General features: G+C 73.4%; 18 protein-coding genes. 12 read left to right on the top strand and 6 right to left on the bottom strand.

All coding sequences use genetic code 11. The features are described 5' to 3' along the window. Positions 1–352: 352 nt before the first annotated feature. The 7 genes from ACSURM_RS28835 (at position 353) to ACSURM_RS28865 (ending at position 7,969) form a co-directional block, all read left to right on the top strand. Positions 353–970 (top strand): TetR/AcrR family transcriptional regulator, encoded by a 618-nt coding sequence (locus tag ACSURM_RS28835; protein ID WP_189996099.1) that lies wholly within the window; start codon positions 353–355, stop codon positions 968–970. Positions 971–1,111: 141 nt separating this feature from the next. Continuing rightward, positions 1,112–2,494 (top strand): CitMHS family transporter, encoded by a 1,383-nt coding sequence (locus ACSURM_RS28840; protein ID WP_436958716.1) that lies wholly within the window; start codon positions 1,112–1,114, stop codon positions 2,492–2,494. 23 nt (positions 2,495–2,517) lie between these two features. Then, entirely contained in the window at positions 2,518–3,756 is a 1,239-nt protein-coding gene (locus ACSURM_RS28845; RefSeq protein WP_436958718.1) for an MFS transporter, read from the top strand. Between the two features lie 102 nt (positions 3,757–3,858). Continuing rightward, positions 3,859–4,551, top strand: coding sequence for a hypothetical protein (locus ACSURM_RS28850; RefSeq protein ID WP_359050369.1), 693 nt, complete (start codon positions 3,859–3,861; stop codon positions 4,549–4,551). Beyond that, the gene (locus tag ACSURM_RS28855; RefSeq protein ID WP_436958719.1) at positions 4,538–5,194 is read left to right on the top strand and encodes a class F sortase; all 657 of its coding nucleotides are present in this window, start codon (positions 4,538–4,540) and stop codon (positions 5,192–5,194) included. Before ACSURM_RS28850 ends, ACSURM_RS28855 begins: the two co-directional genes overlap by 14 nt. A gap of 289 nt (positions 5,195–5,483) precedes the next feature. Further along, a complete protein-coding gene (locus tag ACSURM_RS28860) occupies positions 5,484–6,872 on the top strand; it encodes an aldehyde dehydrogenase family protein (RefSeq protein ID WP_436958720.1) in 1,389 nt (462 codons plus the stop codon). 14 nt (positions 6,873–6,886) lie between these two features. After that, entirely contained in the window at positions 6,887–7,969 is a 1,083-nt protein-coding gene (locus tag ACSURM_RS28865) for a Zn-dependent alcohol dehydrogenase (RefSeq protein ID WP_436958721.1), read from the top strand. Between the two features lie 9 nt (positions 7,970–7,978). Here the strand turns inward: ACSURM_RS28865 and ACSURM_RS28870 are convergent, their stop codons facing one another. Together ACSURM_RS28870 and ACSURM_RS28875 are read right to left on the bottom strand one after the other, a co-directional pair. After that, the gene (locus tag ACSURM_RS28870) at positions 7,979–8,692 is read right to left on the bottom strand and encodes an ArsR/SmtB family transcription factor (RefSeq protein ID WP_436958722.1); all 714 of its coding nucleotides are present in this window, start codon (positions 8,690–8,692) and stop codon (positions 7,979–7,981) included. 43 nt (positions 8,693–8,735) lie between these two features. Then, positions 8,736–9,371 carry a TetR/AcrR family transcriptional regulator gene (locus ACSURM_RS28875; protein WP_359050359.1) on the bottom strand — a complete coding sequence of 212 codons (636 nt, stop codon included), beginning with the start codon at positions 9,369–9,371 and terminating at the stop codon, positions 8,736–8,738. Positions 9,372–9,475: 104 nt separating this feature from the next. On the opposite strand from ACSURM_RS28875, the gene ACSURM_RS28880 reads away from it, so the two are divergent. The 3 genes from ACSURM_RS28880 (at position 9,476) to ACSURM_RS28890 (ending at position 11,671) form a co-directional block, all read left to right on the top strand. Next, complete coding sequence (locus tag ACSURM_RS28880) at positions 9,476–10,627, top strand: acyl-CoA dehydrogenase family protein (RefSeq protein WP_436961204.1); 1,152 nt, start codon at positions 9,476–9,478, stop codon at positions 10,625–10,627. 59 nt (positions 10,628–10,686) lie between these two features. Next, complete coding sequence (locus tag ACSURM_RS28885) at positions 10,687–10,974, top strand: YiaA/YiaB family inner membrane protein (RefSeq protein ID WP_344350317.1); 288 nt, start codon at positions 10,687–10,689, stop codon at positions 10,972–10,974. Positions 10,975–11,047: 73 nt separating this feature from the next. Beyond that, positions 11,048–11,671 (top strand): TetR/AcrR family transcriptional regulator, encoded by a 624-nt coding sequence (locus tag ACSURM_RS28890; RefSeq protein WP_436958723.1) that lies wholly within the window; start codon positions 11,048–11,050, stop codon positions 11,669–11,671. A 29-nt stretch (positions 11,672–11,700) separates the two neighbouring features. Here ACSURM_RS28890 and ACSURM_RS28895 read toward each other — a convergent pair whose 3' ends face one another. After that, a complete protein-coding gene (locus ACSURM_RS28895; RefSeq protein WP_436958724.1) occupies positions 11,701–12,162 on the bottom strand; it encodes a MaoC family dehydratase in 462 nt (153 codons plus the stop codon). A gap of 113 nt (positions 12,163–12,275) precedes the next feature. Here ACSURM_RS28895 and soxR point away from each other — a divergent pair, with 113 nt between their 5' ends. Further along, complete coding sequence (gene soxR / locus ACSURM_RS28900) at positions 12,276–12,734, top strand: redox-sensitive transcriptional activator SoxR (RefSeq protein ID WP_436958725.1); 459 nt, start codon at positions 12,276–12,278, stop codon at positions 12,732–12,734. Between the two features lie 6 nt (positions 12,735–12,740). Here the strand turns inward: soxR and ACSURM_RS28905 are convergent, their stop codons facing one another. Further along, a complete protein-coding gene (locus tag ACSURM_RS28905) occupies positions 12,741–13,493 on the bottom strand; it encodes a 3-keto-5-aminohexanoate cleavage protein (RefSeq protein WP_436958726.1) in 753 nt (250 codons plus the stop codon). Between the two features lie 110 nt (positions 13,494–13,603). Beyond that, a complete protein-coding gene (locus tag ACSURM_RS28910; protein ID WP_436958727.1) occupies positions 13,604–14,206 on the bottom strand; it encodes a hypothetical protein in 603 nt (200 codons plus the stop codon). A 208-nt stretch (positions 14,207–14,414) separates the two neighbouring features. Here ACSURM_RS28910 and ACSURM_RS28915 point away from each other — a divergent pair, with 208 nt between their 5' ends. Further along, positions 14,415–17,204: a penicillin acylase family protein gene (locus tag ACSURM_RS28915; protein WP_436958728.1), complete on the top strand. Its 2,790-nt coding sequence runs from the start codon at positions 14,415–14,417 to the stop codon at positions 17,202–17,204. Between the two features lie 27 nt (positions 17,205–17,231). On the opposite strand, the gene ACSURM_RS28920 is transcribed toward ACSURM_RS28915, so the two are convergent. Then, entirely contained in the window at positions 17,232–18,533 is a 1,302-nt protein-coding gene (locus ACSURM_RS28920; RefSeq protein WP_436958729.1) for a serine-threonine protein kinase, read from the bottom strand. Positions 18,534–18,564: the final 31 nt, after the last annotated feature.

Below are 18,564 nucleotides of genomic sequence, written 5' to 3' on the forward strand. Positions count from 1 at the left end.
CCGATCGGCGGCCGGTGGTGGTCCGGTGGCCGGGGTCGACCGGCGGCCGGTGGTGGTCCGGTGGCCGGGGTCGGTCGGGGTGGTCCCTGGTCCAGGGCGTTCCGTCGGCCGGGGCGGTCCCCTGGTCCAAGGCGTCCCGTCGGCCGGGGCGGTCCCCTGGTCCAAGGCGTCCCGTCGGCCGGTGGGCGAGGTCGTCCCGTGGGGGACATGAGCGGTGTGGGCGCTGGTCGCCGTGTGCGGTGACGTGCCCGGTGTGTGTCGTCCCCGCGTGCGGTCGGGTCGGTGGATGAGTGCCTGGCCGGCCTGCTGCGTACTCTGAGGAAGGTTTACCTAACTCCGGCGGAAAGGCATCATGAAGCCCGTGCCCCACGCGACATCGCTCCGTCGCGCGCCCGTCCAGCGGCGCAGCGCCGAGCGGCTCACCCGGATCCTCGACGCCTGTGCCGGCCTCCTCGACGAGGTCGGCTACGACGCCCTGAGCACCCGCGCCGTGGCCCAGCGCGCCGGCGTCCCCATCGGCTCGGTCTACCGCTTCTTCGGCAACAAACGGGAGATGGCCGACGCCCTCGCCCAGCGCAATCTGGAGCGGTACGTCGAACGCGTCACCGAGCGGCTGGACAAGGCCCGCACGGGCGACTGGCGGGCCGCCATGGACGCCGTCCTGGACGAGTACCTCGCCATGAAGCGCACCGCGCCGGGCTTCTCGCTGGTCGACTTCGGCAATCAGATCCCGGTCGGCTGCCGCCACGACGAGCCCAACACCCGCGTCTCCGACCGGCTCACCGAGCTGCTCGCCGGCTACCTCGGCCGCACCCCCGACACGGATCTGCGGCGGGTCTTCCTGGTCGCCGTGGAGAGCGCCGACACCCTCGTGCAACTCGCCTTCCGGATCGACCCGCAGGGCGACGAGGCGGTCATCGCGGAGACCCGGGAGCTGCTGCGAGCCTACCTGGCCCGCGTACTCGACTGACCGGCCCCGCGCCTGACCTGGACTTTTGCGCTTATTGCTCGCACGTCAACATCTTGTTAACGCCGGTTGAACGGACCTAACGTCATCGCACCGCCGACCCCCAGGTGGGATGTTCAAGGGCGAACGTTAGGTATCCATTTCATGCTGACCATCCTCGGCTTCGCCATGATCGCGACCTTCCTGGTCCTGATCATGCTGAAGAAGATGTCGCCGATCGCGGCGCTCGTGCTCATCCCCGCGCTGTTCTGCGTGTTCGTGGGCAAGGGCGGCAAACTCGGTGACTACGTCATCGACGGCGTCACCAGCCTCGCCCCCACCGCGGCGATGCTCATGTTCGCGATCGTCTACTTCGGTGTGATGATCGACGTCGGCCTCTTCGACCCGGTCGTGCGGGGCATCCTGAAGTTCTGCAAGGCCGACCCGCTGCGGATCGTGGTCGGCACGGCGGTCCTCGCCGCGATCGTCTCCCTGGACGGCGACGGCTCCACCACCTTCATGATCACCGTCTCGGCGATGTACCCGCTCTACAAGCGGCTGAAGATGTCCCTGGTCGTCATGACCGGCGTCGCCGCCATGGCCAACGGCGTGATGAACACGCTCCCCTGGGGCGGCCCCACCGCCCGCGCCGCCACCGCGCTGAAGGTGGACGCGAGCGACGTCTTCGTACCGATGATCCCGGCCCTCGCCATGGGCCTGCTCTTCGTCCTCGTCCTCGCCTACGTCCTCGGCCGCCGCGAGCGCAAGCGGCTCGGCGTGCTCACGCTGGACGAGGTGCTGGTGGAGGAGACCGAGACGGTGCTGGTCGGCGCCGCCCCCGGCGCCAAGGCCGGCGGTCCCGGCGCCGGCGCGGACCTGCCCGGGGAGCCCGCCGACGACGACGGCTTCCAGGGCCTGGACCCGGACCGCCCCACCCTGCGCCCGAAGCTGTACTGGTTCAACGCGCTGCTCACGGTCGTCCTGCTCACCGCCATGATCATGGAGTGGCTGCCGATCCCGGTGCTGTTCCTGCTCGGCGCCGCCCTCGCGCTGACCGTCAACTTCCCGCACATGCCGGACCAGAAGGCCCGGATCGCCGCCCACGCGGAGAACGTCCTCAACGTCTCCGGCATGGTGTTCGCCGCCGCCGTCTTCACCGGCGTCCTGCAGGGCACCGGCATGGTCGACCACATGGCCGAGTGGCTGGTCGGCAACATCCCCGACGGCATGGGCCCGCACATGGCCCTGGTCACCGGCGTGCTGAGCATCCCGCTCACCTACTTCATGTCCAACGACGGCTTCTACTTCGGTGTCCTGCCGGTGCTCGCCGAGGCGGGCCAGGCGCACGGCGTCTCCTCGCTGGAGATCGCCCGCGCCTCGATCGCCGGCCAGCCGCTGCACATGTCCAGCCCGCTCGTCCCGGCCGTCTACGTCCTGGTCGGCATGGCCAAGGTGGAGTTCGGCGACCACACCCGGTTCGTAGTGAAGTGGGCCGCGCTCACCTCCCTGGTGGTGCTCGGCTCGGCGCTCCTGTTCGGCATCGTCTGATCACCTCGGAAAGGACCGCGCCCATGGCGCCCGGTGGAAACCGCGGCTGGCTGCTCCGCCTCGTCATCGCCTTCGGCTGCGCCCAGGGGGCGGTGTCGATGGCCCGCCCCGCCGTCTCCTACCGGGCCCTCGCGCTGGGCGCCGACGAACGGGCGGTCGGCGTCATCGCCGGTGTCTACGCGCTGCTGCCGCTGTTCGCCGCCGTACCGCTCGGCCGTCGCACCGACCACGGCCGCTGCGCGCCCCTGCTGCCCGCGGGCGTGGTCCTCATCGCGGGCGGCTGCGTCCTGAGCGGACTGGCCGGCTCCCTGTGGGCGATGGCCCTGTGGAGCGGGGTGATGGGCCTCGGCCACCTGTGCTTCGTGATCGGCGCCCAGTCGCTGGTGGCCCGCCAGTCCGCGCCGCACGAACAGGACCGCAACTTCGGCCACTTCACCATCGGCGCCTCCCTCGGCCAGCTCGTCGGCCCGCTCGCCGCGGGCGCCCTCGTCGGCGGTCCCGGCCTGGCGCACAGCAGCGCGCTCGCCCTCGTCACGGCGGGCGCGGGCGCCGCCGTCGCGTTCACCGCGCTGTGGCGGATCGAGGACCGCACGGCGGGTCCGGCGCGCGCGCCGCGCGGCGGGCGGGTGCCGGTCGCGGGCATCCTGCGCGCCCGGGGTGTGCCCGCGGGCATGCTGATCAGCCTCTCGGTGCTGTCCGCGACCGACATCCTCACCGCCTATCTGCCGGTGGTCGGCGAGCACCGGGGCATCGCCCCCGCGGTGATCGGCGTCCTGCTCGCCCTGCGGGCCGGCGCCACCATCGCCTGCCGGCTCGTCCTCACCCCGCTGCTGCGGCTGCTCGGCAGGACCGCGCTGCTCACCGGGACCTGTCTGCTGGCGGCCCTGCTGTGCGCGGGGGTCGCGCTGCCGGTGCCGGTGTGGGTGCTCGGCGTGATGCTCACCCTCCTCGGCTTCTGTCTGGGCGTGGGCCAGCCGCTGTCGATGACGACGGTGGTGCAGGCGGCGCCCGAGGAGGCCCGCTCCACCGCGCTCGCCCTGCGGCTGACCGGCAACCGGCTGGGCCAGGTCGCCGCCCCGGCCGCCGCGGGCCTGGTCGCCGGGGTGGCGGGGGTGGCGGCGCCGTTCCTGATGCTGGGCGGGCTGCTGCTGGCCTCCTCCGGGGTGGCGCTGCGCTCCTCCGGAGCGCCCCGGGAGGGGGCCGGACGGGTGACGGGGAAGCGGCGCGAGGGCCGGGGACTGCGCCGCACGAGCGATATCTGACGGCGCGCCCGGCCCCGTTGCCGGGAGCCGCGCGGTCCTTGAGGCAGTGTCCAGGCGAAAGAGCGATTTGTATGAAAATCGTCTGAACCCGGAGGATTGCGCATGCCCACCCTGACACTCCCCCGTGCAGCCGGCTCCCGCGCGGGCGCCACCGTCGTCCTCACCGCCCTGGCCGCGGCGGGCGCGTCGTGGGTGGCGGCGCCGAACGCGGCGGCCCAGGGGGAGAACGGCGACATCAGGATCCACAACGCCCGCTCCACCAACCCCCCTTCGTTCATCGGCTCGGCCAAGGACGACCCGGTGGTCTGCAAGTTCTTCCTGGAGGCCGTCAACTTCGACACCCTGACCAGCATCGCGTACACGATCACGCCCCAGCCCCCGCTGCCCACCGCCGCCACCGTGACCGGCATCATCCAGCTGGCCGGCGGCGCCGGGCACACCGACCCGCTCGGGCTGGCCGACGGACAGTACAAGATCAGCTGGACGGTGGGGGCGCCCCCGGCCCTGAAGGAGAAGGTCTTCCGCGTCAACTGCCACGACGGCAAGGTGGAGGGCGCGCCCGGCGGCCAGATCGAGGACCACCAGCAGCACGACGGGGAGCACCAGGACAACGGCTCCTGGGGCCAGAGCGACCACGACGGCCCGAGGGGCGGTGTGCACGCGGGCGGCGGCGGCCTCATCGACACGGCCGCCGCGTACTCCCCGGTGGCCGCCGCGGCGGCCGTGGGCCTGGTCGCCGTCAGCGCCGCCGTGTACGTCCGGCTGATCCGCCGCCGGCCCCATGGCGCCGCGTAGACGGCGCAGGCCCTGGTACCGGACCCGCGCCTACCGCCTCGCGCGGACGGCCGTGCTGGTGACCGTCCTGGTGGCGGTCGGCTCGCGCTGCGGGGGACCCGACGGACCGGCCACGGCCGGCCGGGCGGGCGGCGCGGCCGAGGCGGCGGCCCCGGCCGCGCCGCCCGCCCCGCCGCCCCGCCCGCTGCCCCGGTCCCGGCCGACCTCCTTCCGCGTGCCCTCCCTGGGGATCGACGCCCCGATCGTCCCGCTCCGCCTGGACGCCCACCGGGAGCTGGAGACGCCGCCGGTGGACCAGCCCCGGCTGGTCGGCTGGTACGCGGGCGGCCCCACGCCGGGCGAGGCGGGCACCGCGGTCGCCGTCGGCCACCGCGACACCCGCAGCGGAGCCGCGGTGTTCGCCGGGCTCGCCTCGGTCGAGCCCGGCAAGGCCGTCGAGGTGCGGCGGGCGGACGGGCGTACCGCCGTCTACTCCGTGGACCGGGTGAAGGTCTACGACAAGGCCGGTTTCCCCGACCGGGAGGTCTACGGCGCGACCGGGCGCCCGGAGCTGAGGATCATGACCTGCGGCGGCCTGTTCAGCCGGCGCACCGGCTACACCAGCAACGTGGTGGTCTTCGCCCATCTGACCGCGGCGAAGTGAGCGGCGGGCGCGCCCCGGAGACCGGCGGCCGGTGAACCGGCGTCCAGGGAACGGGCATCCAGCCGACCGGAGTCCAGTTGACCGGCGGCCAGTGAACCGGCGGCCCGGCCGTGCGGCGGACCCGGCGTCCGCGCCGGCCGGGCCGTTCGTGTCGGCCGGGCCGTTCGCGCAGGCCGGGCCGTCCGCGATGATGTCCCGGTGGGCCCAGGGTCCGGGAATGTCTGGCGCGGCAAAACTATCACCGCTAGTTTGTGTGCCGGACGACGTGGACCCGCCGGGAGGACACAGCATGAAGGCACATGACGCCCTGTACATCGACGGCGCCTGGCGCCCCGCCGGGAGCGGGGACGTGATCGAGGTCGTCAACCCCGCCGACGAGCAGGTCATCGGCAAGGTCCCGGCAGGCGGCGCGCTGGACGTCGACACCGCCGTAAGGGCCGCGCGCGCCGCCCTGCCCCCCTGGGCCGCCACACCCCCGGCCGAGCGCGCCGCCCGCCTCGCCGCCCTGCACCGCGCCCTGACCGAGCGCAAGGACGAGATCGTCGCGACGGTCACCGCCGAGCTGGGCTCGCCGCCGAAGTTCTCCGAGGCCGTGCACGCGGCCGTCCCCCTCGCGGTCGCCGCCTCCTTCGCCGAACTGGCCGCGCGCCACTCCTTCGAGGAGAAGGTCGGCAACTCCACCATCCTGCACGAGCCCATCGGCGTGGTCGCCGCGATCACCCCCTGGAACTACCCGCTCCACCAGATCGTCGCCAAGGTCGCCCCGGCCCTCGCCGCCGGTTGCACGATCGTCCTCAAGCCCGCCGAGGACACCCCGCTCGTCGCCCAGCTGTTCGCCGAGGCGGTGCACGAGGCGGGCGTGCCCGCGGGCGTGTTCAACCTGGTCACCGGCCTCGGCCCGGTCGCCGGGCAGGCCCTCGCCGAGCACCCCGGCGTCGACCTGGTCTCCTTCACCGGCTCCACCGCGATCGGCCGGCAGATCGGCGCGGTGGCGGGCGCCGCCGTGAAGAAGGTCGCCCTGGAACTCGGCGGCAAGTCCGCCAACGTCATCCTGCCGAGCGCCGACCTCGCCCGCGCCGTGAACGTCGGCGTCGCCAACGTGATGTCCAACTCCGGCCAGACGTGCAGCGCCTGGACCCGCATGCTGGTCCACCGCGACCAGTACGCCGAGGCCGTCGGGATGGCCGCCACCGCCGCCGCCAAGTACGGCGACCGGATCGGCCCGGTGGTCAACGCCAAGCAGCAGGCCCGGGTGCGCGGTTACATCGAGAAGGGTATCGCCGAGGGCGCCCGGCTGGTGGCGGGCGGCCCCGAAGCCCCGCGCGAGCGCGGCTACTTCGTCAGCCCGACCGTCTTCGCCGACGTCACCCCGGAGATGACGATCGCCCAGGAGGAGATCTTCGGCCCGGTCCTCACGATCCTGCGCTACGAGGACGAGGAGGACGCCCTGCGCATCGCCAACAGCACGGTGTACGGCCTCGCGGGCGCCGTCTGGGCCGCCGAGGAGGCCGAGGCGGTGGCCTTCGCCCGCCGGATGGACACCGGGCAGGTCGACATCAACGGCGGCCGGTTCAACCCCCTCGCGCCCTTCGGCGGTTACAAGCAGTCCGGCGTCGGCCGCGAACTCGGCAGCCACGGACTCGCCGAGTACCTGCAGACCAAGTCCCTCCAGTTCTAAGGAAGTCCGCGACCATGGCCGTACGAGCCGCCGTCCTGCCCGCCGTCGGCGCACCGCTGGAGATCACCGGCATCGAGCTGCCCGACCCCGGTCCCGGACAGGTCCGGGTCCGCCTCGCCGCCGCCGGCGTCTGCCACTCCGACCTGTCCCTGTCCAACGGCACCATGCGGGTGCCGGTCCCGGCCGTCCTCGGTCACGAGGGCGCCGGCACGGTGATCGCCGTCGGCGAGGGCGTCACGCATGTCGCCCCCGGCAGCCCGGTGGTGCTCAACTGGGCGCCCGCCTGCGGAAGTTGCCACGCCTGCTCGCTCGGCGAGGTCTGGCTCTGCGGCAACGCGCTGAACGGCTCCGCCGACGTCTACGCCCGCACCGCCGACGGCACCGAGCTGCACCCCGGCCTGAACGTGGCCGCGTTCGCCGAGGAGACGGTGGTCTCCGCGTCCTGTGTGCTGCCGGTGCCGGACGGGGTGGAGCCCGTCGACGCCGCCCTCCTGGGCTGCGCGGTCCTCACCGGCTACGGCGCCGTCCACTACTCGGCGGGGGTCCGGCCCGGCGAGACCGTCGCCGTGTTCGGCGTCGGCGGAGTGGGCCTCGCCGCGATCCAGTCGGCCCGGATCGCCGGCGCGTCCCGCATCGTCGCCGTCGACGTCACGCCCGCGAAGGAGGAACTGGCCCGCGCGGCCGGCGCCACCGACTACGTCCTCGCCTCCGACACCACGCCCCGCGAGATCCGCGCCCTCACCGGCAAGCAGGGCGTCGACGTGGCCGTGGAGTGCGCGGGCCGCGCCGTCTCCATCCGCGCGGCCTGGGAGTCCACCCGCCGGGGCGGCCGGACCACGGTCGTCGGCATCGGCGGCAAGGACCAGCAGGTCACCTTCAACGCCCTGGAACTCTTCCACTGGGGCCGCACCCTGTCGGGCTGCGTCTACGGCAACACGGACCCGTCCCGCGACGTGCCGGTCCTCGCGGACCACGTCAGGCAGGGCCGCCTCGACCTGTCCGCCCTGGTCACCGACCGCATCACCCTGGAGGACATCCCGGCGGCCTTCGACAACATGCTCGCGGGGAAGGGGGGCCGGGCGGTGGTGGTGTTCTGACGCCGGCCCTCACCGCAGCGCACCGGACGGGATGCCGAGCAGACCGGACAGGGCCTGCTCGCCCGCCGGAGTGATCCGCACGGCCCGCCCGCCGCCCACCCGCACGCACCACCCCGCCTCCAGCGCCCGCCGGCACAGCGCCGCGCCGGCGGCCCCCGCGAGGTGCGGCCGGCGTTCGGTCCAGTCCAGGCACGCGCGGGCCAGCGGGCGGCGCCCGGAGGGGTCGAGCGGCATGCCGGCCGCGCCGAACCACTCCAGGCCCGCGTCGGTCAGCGCGAACCCGGTGTCCCGCCGCAGCAGCCCCCGCTCGGTCAGCGCGTCGGTCACCGCGATGCCCAGCCGCCCGGCGAGATGGTCGTAACAGGTGCGCCCCCGGGCCATGGCGGCCCCGGCGCGCGCCTCGCGCAGCCCCCGGGGCGGGCGCCGCGCCTGATCCGGGGACACCCGCGCGGCGAGGTCCTCCACCAGCTGGGCCACCCGCGCGCCGGCCAGCCGTACGTACCGGTGCCGCCCCTGCCGCTCCTGGACGAGCAGCCCGCCGGCCACCAGCCGGTCCAGGTGCTCGCTCAGCGTGGAGGGGGCCACCCCGGCGTGCCGGGCCAGCTCACCGGCCGTCCACGCCCGCCCGTCCAGCAGCGCCAGCAGGCAGGCGGCCCGCGTCCGGTCGGCGATCAGTCCGGCCAGCGCGGCGAGGCCGGCGGCCCGGGGTTCCTCGGTGCTCATGTCCCCAGCATGGGGCGCCGTTGCTTCGGCGGTCGCCGAAGTGTCACACCCGTACCCGCTCGTACTGCTGCGCCAGCCCGTCCAGCAGCGCGCCGAGCCCCGCCTCGAAGGCCCGCTCGTCGATCTTCTCCTGCTGCTCGGCGAGCAGATGGGCCTGCCCGAGGTGGGGGTAGTCGGCCGGGTCGTAGGCGCTGGCGTCGTCCACGAAGCCGCCGGCGAACGACCCGAGTGCCGAGCCCATGATGAAGTACCGCATCAGCGCGCCGATGGAGGTCGCCTGGGCCGGCGGCCAGCCCGCGTCGACCATCGCGCCGTAGACCGCGTCGGCCAGCCGCAGCGCGGCCGGGCGGCGGCCGGGGCCCCGGGCGAGGACCGGGACGATGTTCGGGTGGTCGCGCAGGGCGGCCCGGTAGGAGACGGCCCAGTCGTGCAGCGCGGTCCGCCAGTCCCGGCCGTCCTCGAACATCGACAGGTCGACCTGCGCGCTCACCGAGTCCGCGACGGCCTCCAGGATCTCGTCCTTGGTGCGGAAGTGGTTGTAGAGCGAGGGCCCGCTCACCCCCAGCTCGGCGGCCAGGCGCCGGGTGGAGACGGCCGCCAGGCCCTCCCGGTCCACGAGGTCCCGGGCCGTTTCGACGATCCGGTCGGGGCTGAGGAGGGGCTTGCGCGGTCGGGCCATGGCGCACATAGTAGGGCTGCGAGCCGGAAACTAGCAGTGCTAATTTAAATGTACGGCTTTCAAGATTCAATCGACGGACGCGTTCGGTGTGGGGTGATCTCGTGGTGAACCTGGGGCTCAGCGAGGAGCAGGCGGCCGTACGGCAGCTCGCCCGGGACTTCGTGGAGCGCGAGATCGCCCCGCACGTGGTCGCCTGGGACCGCGCCGAGGAGGTGGACCGGGGCATCGTCAAGAAGCTCGGCGACGTCGGCTTCCTGGGGCTGACCGTCGACGAGGAGTACGGCGGCTCGGGCGGCGACCATCTCGCGTACTGCCTGGTCACCGAGGAACTGGGCCGCGGCGACTCCTCCGTGCGCGGCATCGTGTCCGTCTCCCTCGGGCTCGTCGCCAAGACGATCGCCGCCTGGGGCAGCGAGGAGCAGAAGCGGCGCTGGCTGCCCGGGCTCACCGCGGGCGAGTACGTCGGCTGTTTCGGCCTCACCGAGCCCGGCACCGGCTCCGACGCGGGCAGCCTCACCACCCGCGCCGTGCGCGACGGCGACGACTACGTGGTCAACGGCAGCAAGATGTTCATCACCAACGGCACCTGGGCGGACGTCGTCCTGCTCTTCGCCCGCTCCACCGACGCCCCCGGCCACAAGGGCGTGTCCGCCTTCCTGATCCCCACCGACACGCCCGGCCTGAGCCGCCGCACCATCCACGGCAAGCTCGGCCTGCGCGGCCAGGCCACCGCCGAACTGGTCCTTCAGGACGTGCGGGTGCCCGCCTCCGCCATGGTCGGCGCGGAGGGCAAGGGCTTCAACGTCGCCATGTCCGCGCTCGCCAAGGGACGGATGTCGGTGGCCGCCGGCTGCGTCGGGATAGCCCAGGCCGCGCTGGACGCGGCCGTGGCGTACGCGGGGGAGCGCGAGCAGTTCGGCACCCCCATCGCCCACCACCAGCTGGTGCAGGAACTGCTCAGCGACATCGCCGTCGACGTCGACGCGGCCCGGCTGCTGACCTGGCGGGTCGCCGATCTGATCGACCGCGGCGAGCCGTTCGCCGTGGAGTCCTCCAAGGCCAAGCTGTTCGCCTCCGAGGCCGCCGTCCGCGCCGCCAACAACGCCCTCCAGGTCTTCGGCGGCTACGGCTACATCGACGAGTACCCGGTCGGCAAGCTCCTGCGCGACGCCCGCGTGATGACGCTCTACGAGGGCACCAGCCAGATCCAGAAGCTGCTCATCGGGCGTGCCCTGACCGGCGTCTCGGCGTTCTGAGTACCCGCCTGAGTATTCCGGCGGATGTCCCCGGGCCCGCGTCCGCCGAAGCTGGGTCCATGAGCGACGCACCGGTCAGACAGCAGAGCACGGCCGCCTTCTACGGCCAGGCGGTGGCATCCTTCGCGGTCGCCATGGCGGCCACCGGCATCGGCATCCTCCGGCTGGAGGCGAGCGCCTGGGTCCGCGGCTTCCTGGCGATCGCCGTGCTGTACCTCGTCACCTCCGCCTTCACCCTCGCCAAGGTGATCCGCGACCGGCAGGAGGCCGGGCAGCTGGTCAGCCGGGTCGACCAGGCCCGGCTGGAGAAGCTGCTCGCCGAGCACGACCCCTTCGACAAGGTCTGAGCGGCCGCGCTAAGCGACCGCTCACCGTCGGCGGTATGGTGGTGCTCCTGTCACCGAGAGGGGCGAGCGAGCGATGAGTACGGCGGAGGAGACGACCGGCGGCGAAGTGGAGCCGTGGGAAGAGGTCACCCCGGACGCGGCCCGGCGGCTGCTCGTCGCCGCCGTGGAGGCCTTCGCCGAGCGCGGCTACCACGCCACGACGACCCGGGACATCGCGGGCCGCGCCGGCATGAGCCCGGCCGCGCTGTACATCCACTACAAGACCAAGGAAGAGCTGCTCCACCGGATCAGCCGGATCGGCCACGACAAGGCCCTCGGCATCCTGCGCACCGCGGCCCGCCGCGAGGGCAGTGCCAAGGAGCGGCTGGCCGACGCGGTCAGCTCCTTCGTCCGCTGGCACGCGGGACGGCGCACCACCGCCCGGGTCGTGCAGTACGAGCTGGACGCCCTCGGCCCCGAGGCCCGCGCGGAGATCGTCGCGCTGCGCCGCCAGGTGGACGCCGAGGTGCGCCGGATCATCGAGGACGGCGTGGCCGCCGGCGAGTTCGACGTCCTGGACGTGCGGGGCACCACGCTCGCCGTGCTGTCGCTGTGCATCGACGTGGCCCGCTGGTTCAACGTGGACGGCCCGCGCACCCCCGAGGAGGTCGGCGCGCTCTACGCCGACCTCGTCCTGCGGATGGTCGGGGCCCGCTAGGTCCCGAGGGGGTACGGGCGCCGCGCGGCCTACAGGTAGTACCGCGACACCGACTCCGCGACGCACACCGGCTTGTCGCCGCCCTCGCGCTCCACGGTGAACGCGACCGTCACCTGCACACCGCCGGTGACGTCCTCGACGCCGGTGATCGTCCCGGTGGCGCGCAGCCGGGAGCCCACGGGCACGGGGGAGGGGAAGCGGACCTTGTTCGTCCCGTAGTTGACGCCCATCTTCACGCCCTCCACCCGGATGAGCCGCGGCCCGAAGAGGGGCAGCAGCGACAGGGTGAGATAGCCGTGCGCGATGGTGGTCCCGAACGGCCCGGCGGCGGCCTTCTCCGGGTCCACGTGGATCCACTGGTGGTCGCCGGTCGCCTCGGCGAACAGGTCGATCCGCTTCTGGTCGATCTCCAGCCAGTCGGTGTACCCCAGCTGCTCGCCCACGGCCGCCTTCAGCTCGTCGGGGGAGGTGAAGGTCCTCGGTTCTGCCATGTTCCCGGCCTCTCGCTCGCATCTCTAAGCAACTGCTTAGCATGGTCGGGTGGCGGGGCGATGTCAACGGACGCGGGGCCGGTGCGGCCGGGGGTCTCTGTAATCTCTGAGGGGTGCCCCAGATTCCCGAGAAGATCCACGAGCTGACCGTCGGCCAGTTGTCCGCGCGCAGCGGAGCGGCGGTGTCCGCCCTGCACTTCTACGAGTCCAAAGGCCTGATCTCCAGCCGGCGCACCTCCGGCAACCAGCGCCGGTACGGCCGTGACACCCTGCGCCGGGTCGCCTTCATCCGCGCGGCCCAGCGGGTCGGCATCCCCCTCGCCACGATCCGCGAGGCCCTGGCGGAACTGCCGGAGGGGCGCACGCCGACCAGGGAGGACTGGGCGCGGCTGTCGGAGAAGTGGCGCTCGGAACTGGAGGAGCGCATCCAGCAGTTGAACCGGCTGCGCGACCAGCTCACCGACTGCATCGGGTGCGGCTGCCTGTCCCTGAAGACCTGCGCCCTGTCCAACCCGGACGACGTGTTCGGCGAGCGCCTGACGGGGTCCCGGCTCATGGCGGAGCGCCGCTGAGCGCCGCTACCGTCGCCCTCCGCCGGTGCGTCCGGCGCGGTACGGGAACCGGGCCCGCTCGGCCACCGCCTCCGCCACCAGCCGGGCGTTCGACCCGGCCCGTCGGCCGTCCGGCAGCAGCAGGGTGTCCTCCAGGCCGACCCGGGTGGCCAGACCCAGCCGGACCGCCAGCCGGAGCACCGGCCAGGTGCCGCCCTCCTCGCCGTGCAGCAGCACCGGGCGGCCGTGCGCCGTCCCCAGTTCCGCCAGGAGCGACCGTGCCGACGTCCCGGCCGTCGCCGGGTCCGGGTCGGTCACCTCGGCCAGGACCCTGAGCACCTCCGGCCCGAGCGGCGAGGCCGCGAATCGCTCCGCTCCCCGGGTGCCGGACCAGATGCCCGCCTCCACGCCCACGCCCCGGGCCAGCAGTTCCGCCGCGACCGCCTCGGCGCCCGGCTCGTGCCAGTTGACCGAGGCGAAGTCGGGCAGCACCGTCCAGGAGCGCACCCGGTCGAGCCGGGCCGCCGGGTCGGGCTCCGCCCAGGCGCCGGTGGTCACGCCGACCGGTACCGGCACCCGTGCCCGTATCGCCTCCAGCGCCGGGCCGACCACACGGGGGGAGAGACTCTCGTGCCCGCACGGCGTCCGGGGGTGGACATGCACCGAGGTGGCACCGGCCGCCACCGCCTCGGCGGCGGAACGGGCCAGATCCCGCGGGGACATCGGGACGCCCGCGTCGTCGGCGGCCGAGCGGCTTCCGTTGAGACACACCTGCACCAAGTCTTGATGGTGCCCGCGGCCACGGACGGCACCACCCGCCTCCCGGTGGGCCTCCCGCCGGAGGGGTGCGGCATCCCCTGCGCACCCCCGCACTTCGGCGGGACCGGTGGTCAGGCCGGTGTCAGCTGGCGGCCCCGGCCCGCGTGCCGGAGGGCCAGGGGGCTGAGCACGGGGCGGGGGACCAGGATGCCGCAGCCCGTGCAGACCGGGCCGGACGACGGCTCGTGGTCCAGGCCGTACTTCCAGACCAGGTGTTCCCCGCCGCACACCGGGCACGACGTGCCCGGCTCCCGCTCCAGCGCGGCGATCAGCCGGCGCAGCACCTCCGCCAGCGGCGCCCGGGGGTGCACCCGCGGATCGTCGCACCAGGCGACCCCGAACCCGCCCCAGGTGAGCCGGTGCCAGTCGTCCACGCTGCCCGGCCGGCGCAGTCCGTCGTGTTTCTCCCGCTTGCGCCGCTCGGTGAAGTCCGTCTCGTAGGCGAGCCAGACGTCACGCGCCTCCTCCAGCTCCTCCAGCGCGGCCACCAGCCGCGCCGGATCGGGCGAGCGGTCCTCGGGGCCGAACCCCGCCCGGGAGCACAGATGGTCCCAGGTCGCCCGATGCCCGTAAGGGGCGAACTTCTCAAGGCACTTGCGCAGCGAGTACCGCCGCAGTGCCAGATCGCAGTCCGGATCGCGTACCTGTCTCGCCAGACTCCGGAAACCGGCCATCGCCCTGCACCTCCGTCACACCTGTACCTGCGCTGCGGTCACTTCGGCGTCGTCGCACGGACGTCGCCGAATAGACGTATCGACAGGCGATTCGGCTCCATCTCTTCTCCGGTTCTCCTCGCGGACTCCAGAAAGTGACGCATGTTCACCTTTAAACGTGGGGATAACCGGCGGTAACGTTCGGCCACCCCAGTCGCTTGGAGCTGCCATGCCACGGCGAACCCCACGTACCGCCCCTGACGGTCTGAGAACGTTCCGCCGACTCCCCGGGTTCCTGAAGACGGCGTCCGTATGCGTCCTCGTCGCCGGTCTCCTCACACCCCTCACACGGACCGCGGCGGCGGCGACCGACGCGGCTGCCCCCAACGACCATTGCGCAGGCCGGTGTTCGGACATCCTGCCGCCCGGCGAGAACGGCACCGCGACCCTCGCGCAGATCCTGCTCAACCAGGCCTTCGGCACCCAGCCGGCGCACGCCGACGACCAGCTCGGCCCGTACGCCGGTCTGGCCACCGGCTACAAGACGCTGACCGACGCCACCGTCAACACCTTCTTCAACGACGCCTCCTTCGGCGTCCCCGCCGACCAGGTCGCCTCCACCGAGAAACCGGCCGGCCGCACGGACGTGACCATCGTCCGCGACAAGAAGACCGGCGTGCCGCACATCACGGGCACCACCCGCTACGGCACCGAGTTCGGCGCCGGATACGCGGCGGCCCAGGACCGGCTCTGGCTGATGGACGTCTTCCGGCACGTCGGACGCGGACAGCTCACCGGCTTCGCGGGCGGCGCACCCGCCAACCAGGGCCTGGAGCAGCAGTTCTACCGCAACGCGCCCTACACCGAGGCCGACCTCCAGGCGCAGATCGACAACGCGGTGGCGCACAACGGCGCCCGCGGCCAGCAGGCCCTCGCCGACGTCAGGGCCTACCTCGACGGCATCAACGCCTACATCGACGCCTCCGACAAGGGCCGTTACTTCCCCGGCGAGTACGTCCTGACCGGCCACAAGGACTCGATCACCAACGCCGGCACCATAGAACACTTCAAGGTCACCGACCTGGTGGCGCTGGCCTCCGTCATCGGCTCCCTGTTCGGCTCCGGCGGCGGCGGAGAGGTCGCCAACGCGCTGTCCCTGCTGGCCGCCCAGGAGAGGTACGGCGTGGCGGAGGGCACGAAGGTCTGGGAGTCCTTCCGCCAGCGCGACGACCCCGAGGCCGTCCTCACCGTGCACAACGGCGAGAGCTTCCCCTACGGCGCCAAACCGGCCGACCCCCAGGGCGCGGCCCTGCCCGACGCCGGCTCGGTGACCCCGGAACCGCTCGTGTACGACCGCACCGGCAGCGCCGCCACCGCGGGCGCCGCGAAGACCTCGGCCGGCGCGGCCGGCACCGCGCTCGGCTCCGCCCGGCGCGGCATGTCCAACGCCCTGGTGGTCAGCGGCAAGCACACCGCGAGCGGCCACCCGATCGCCGTCTTCGGACCGCAGACCGGCTACTTCGCCCCGCAACTGCTGCTGCTCCAGGAGATCCAGGGCCCCGGCATCAGCGCCCGCGGCGCCTCCTTCGCCGGCCTGAGCATGTACGTCGAACTCGGCCGCGGCCAGGACTACGCGTGGAGCGCCACCACCTCCGGCCAGGACATCATCGACACCTACGCGGTCGAACTGTGCCAGGACGACCACCACTACCTCTTCCACGGCACCTGCACCGCGATGGAGAAGGTCGAGCAGAAGAACGCCTGGAAGCCGACCGTGGCCGACGGCACCGCCGCGGGGTCGTACACCATGCGCGTCTGGCGCACCGAGTACGGGCCGGTGGCCTACCGGGCGACCGTCGGCGGCAAGAAGGTCGCCTACACCACCCTGCGCTCCTCCTACCTGCACGAGGCCGACTCCATCATCGGCTTCCAGATGCTGAACGACCCCGACTACGTCAAGGGCCCGCAGGACTTCCAGAACGCCGCCCGGCACATCAACTACACCTTCAACTGGTTCTACGCCGACTCCGAGCACACCGCGTACTACAACAGCGGTGACAACCCGGTCCGGGCGGACGGGGTCGACGCCGACTTCCCGGTGTGGGCGGCCCCCGCCTACGAGTGGCGGGGCTGGGACCCGGCCGGGAACACCGCCGACTACACCCCCGCCTCCGCCCACCCGAACTCCGTCGACCAGGACTACTACATCTCCTGGAACAACAAGCAGGCGAAGGACTACGCCGCCGCGCCCTGGGGCGAGGGCTCGGTGCACCGCGGCGACCTGCTCGACGACCGGGTGAAGAAGCTCGTCGCGGCCGGCGGGGTGACCCGGGCCGGGCTGACCCGGGCCATGGCCGACGCGGGCCTCGCCGACCTGCGTGCCGAGGACGTGCTGCCCAGGCTGCTCAAGGTCGTCACCGCCCAGCCGGTGACCGACCCCACGGCCGCCGCTGCCGTGGCCAAGCTCCAGGCGTGGGTGACCGCGGGCGCCAGACGCGCCGAGACCTCCGCCGGTTCCCGGACCTACGCCGACGCGGACGCCATCCGCGTCCTGGACGCCTGGTGGCCGCTGCTGGTCAAGGCCGAGTTCGAGCCCGGCCTCGGCACCGGCCTGTACACCGCGCTCACCCGCAACCTGCCCGTCGACGAGGCCCCGTCCGCCGGACACGGCCCGACCGGCTCCCACGCCGGCAGCGCCTTCCAGTACGGCTGGTGGTCCTACGTCGACAAGGACATCCGGGCGGTGCTGAAAGAGCCCGTACAGGGCCCGCTGGCGCGCACGTACTGCGGTGACGGCAGCCTCACCGCCTGCCGGGACCTGCTGCTCGGCACCCTGAAGCAGGCGGCCGGACTGACCGCCGCCCAGGTCTACCCCGGCGACGACCAGTGCGCGGCGGGCGACCAGTGGTGCGCCGACTCCATCACCCAGCGCGCCCTGGGCGGCATCAAGCACGGCCGCATCGGCTGGCAGAACCGGCCGACCTATCAGCAGGTCGTGGAGTTCACCTCGCACCGCTGAACCGGTCCGGGGCCCACGGGCGGCGGGTCAGGCGATGCGGCCCGCCGCCAGCACCAGCCGCGCCAGCTCGGGGTGCACGATGTCGCTGTGCGCCCCGGTCGGCGCGCCCCCGCGCCGGACCACGGCCGCCGCGTCCACGTTGACACAGCCCGACGCCGGCAGCCCGCCGCCGAGCGCCGCCGCCAGGTCCAGCCGGGCGGTGCCCGGCACCGCCTGCACCCCGTCGTGCCCCAGGGCGCCCCAGCGCGGGCCCAGCACGGCCGCGATCTCGTTCCCGGCGCAGGAGCGGTCGTCCCCGGCGAGCCGTGAGGCCAGCGGATAGATCGTGCCGAGGGCCGTGTCGAAACGCGAGTGGCAGCACACCAGGGGGCCGTCGACGCGCCGCCGGGCGTCCTTGAGCGCTCCCGACCGGCCCGCCGCGTGCGGCAGCCGGGCGGAGAACGCGTAGTGCGAGAACGCGCCTTGCAGCAGGGTCACCGACTTCACCGTGCGCACCTCGTCCGGCAGCCCGCGCAGCGCGAACGCCACCAGTCGGCCGCCGAAGCTGTGCCCCACCAGATGCACCCGCACCCCGGGCGCCGCCTTGGCCAACCGCCCGAGCAGCGGACCGAGTCCGTGCTCGCCGACCGTCCCGGCCCGCCGCTTCATCTGGTAGTACGTCGCCTGCCGCAGCAGCTCCTTGGCGCCGTCCCACGGGTTCGGCAGCCCGAACCCGGCCGTCCCGGCGTCCGGTCGCAGCGCGGCCAGGGCCTCGGCGAACCGCTCGCAGGCGGTCACCGGGTCCCCGGTGAACACGGCCGGTTCGCCGTCCTCGTCGGTGTCGGCCACCGCCCGCCGCCCCTCGGGCTCCAGCAGCAGCCGCACCAGCCGCCCGAACTCGGCCGGCCCCTCGGTGCCGGACGGCCGCTCGTCCAGCAGCCGGGCCAGCCGGTCCAGCACGGTCACCCGGCCCGGGAAGGTCTCCAGCAGCGCGCGCCGGGTGTCCTTGTCCAGCGCCGGGCGGGGCACCGCCTGGACCTCCTCGGCCGCCACGGACCTCGGGAAGTCGGGGATCGGCTCGTCGCTGAACCGCATCGACGGCCAGATCACCCCGACGTACCCGATCCGGGCCTTCGGCGCGAGCCGGGGGACGGGGGCGAAGAAACGCCGGTACAGGGAGGTCGCGCCCGAACGGTCGTTGTTCCAGCCGTGCGAGAAGACGACCAGGTCCCGCACACCGCGGTCGGTGACCTGGGCCAGCAGCCGGTCCCGTTCGGGGCCGTCCACGTCCCCGTCCGCGTCGAAGGTCAGCTCCCAGTAGGGAGACACGCTCATCCCAGGATCGGCCATGCCGGGCTCCCTCGTCCCCGATGAAGACGCG

The organism is Streptomyces sp. SudanB182_2057 (assembly GCF_964272715.1).
Lineage (GTDB): Bacteria > Actinomycetota > Actinomycetes > Streptomycetales > Streptomycetaceae > Streptomyces > Streptomyces rubradiris.

Excerpts from the sequence above, each read along its gene's own strand:
- ACSURM_RS28835 (WP_189996099.1), top strand. The coding sequence starts at position 353 with ATGAAGCCCGTGCCCCACGCGACATCGCTCCGTCGCGCGCCCGTCCAG.
- ACSURM_RS28840 (WP_436958716.1), top strand. The coding sequence starts at position 1,112 with ATGCTGACCATCCTCGGCTTCGCCATGATCGCGACCTTCCTGGTCCTG.
- ACSURM_RS28845 (WP_436958718.1), top strand. The coding sequence starts at position 2,518 with ATGGCGCCCGGTGGAAACCGCGGCTGGCTGCTCCGCCTCGTCATCGCC.
- ACSURM_RS28850 (WP_359050369.1), top strand. The coding sequence starts at position 3,859 with ATGCCCACCCTGACACTCCCCCGTGCAGCCGGCTCCCGCGCGGGCGCC.
- ACSURM_RS28855 (WP_436958719.1), top strand. The coding sequence starts at position 4,538 with ATGGCGCCGCGTAGACGGCGCAGGCCCTGGTACCGGACCCGCGCCTAC.
- ACSURM_RS28860 (WP_436958720.1), top strand. The coding sequence starts at position 5,484 with ATGAAGGCACATGACGCCCTGTACATCGACGGCGCCTGGCGCCCCGCC.
- ACSURM_RS28865 (WP_436958721.1), top strand. The coding sequence starts at position 6,887 with ATGGCCGTACGAGCCGCCGTCCTGCCCGCCGTCGGCGCACCGCTGGAG.
- ACSURM_RS28870 (WP_436958722.1), bottom strand. The coding sequence starts at position 8,692 with ATGAGCACCGAGGAACCCCGGGCCGCCGGCCTCGCCGCGCTGGCCGGA.
- ACSURM_RS28875 (WP_359050359.1), bottom strand. The coding sequence starts at position 9,371 with ATGGCCCGACCGCGCAAGCCCCTCCTCAGCCCCGACCGGATCGTCGAA.
- ACSURM_RS28885 (WP_344350317.1), top strand. The coding sequence starts at position 10,687 with ATGAGCGACGCACCGGTCAGACAGCAGAGCACGGCCGCCTTCTACGGC.
- ACSURM_RS28890 (WP_436958723.1), top strand. The coding sequence starts at position 11,048 with ATGAGTACGGCGGAGGAGACGACCGGCGGCGAAGTGGAGCCGTGGGAA.
- ACSURM_RS28895 (WP_436958724.1), bottom strand. The coding sequence starts at position 12,162 with ATGGCAGAACCGAGGACCTTCACCTCCCCCGACGAGCTGAAGGCGGCC.
- ACSURM_RS28910 (WP_436958727.1), bottom strand. The coding sequence starts at position 14,206 with ATGGCCGGTTTCCGGAGTCTGGCGAGACAGGTACGCGATCCGGACTGC.
- ACSURM_RS28915 (WP_436958728.1), top strand. The coding sequence starts at position 14,415 with ATGCCACGGCGAACCCCACGTACCGCCCCTGACGGTCTGAGAACGTTC.
- ACSURM_RS28920 (WP_436958729.1), bottom strand. The coding sequence starts at position 18,533 with ATGGCCGATCCTGGGATGAGCGTGTCTCCCTACTGGGAGCTGACCTTC.